Below are 313 nucleotides of genomic sequence, written 5' to 3' on the forward strand. Positions count from 1 at the left end.
GGCCAGCATCCGGAAGGTCGGCACGTCGAGTCCGGCGGCGCCGCCGACATCGGTGTCGCCCGGTCGGCCCCCGCCGCCCTCGGCGAACAGCACCACGGGCAGCCGCTTGCGCGCGGCCAGATCGAAGGCGCGATCGGTTTTGGCGTGGTTGCGCATGCCCTGCGTGCCGGCCAGCACGGTGTAGTCGTAGGACACCACAACGGCCTGCGCCGCGGCCCGCCCGAACCGTTGCGCGCCGATGGTCGCCAGGCCGGCCACCAGGCCGTCGGCCGGGGTGTTGGCGATCAGGTCCTCTTCCGAGCGGCGGCTGCGC

1 protein-coding gene is annotated in these 313 nt (G+C 74.4%); it reads right to left on the reverse strand.

Features of this window, described 5'->3' with window-relative positions; translation table 11 throughout:
* Positions 1-313: hypothetical protein (locus tag KHA85_RS17635; protein WP_213186768.1), on the reverse strand; the 313-nt coding region annotated here is incomplete at both ends.

Source organism: Dietzia massiliensis, assembly GCF_018390595.1.
In the GTDB taxonomy this organism is placed as follows: domain Bacteria; phylum Actinomycetota; class Actinomycetes; order Mycobacteriales; family Mycobacteriaceae; genus Dietzia; species Dietzia massiliensis.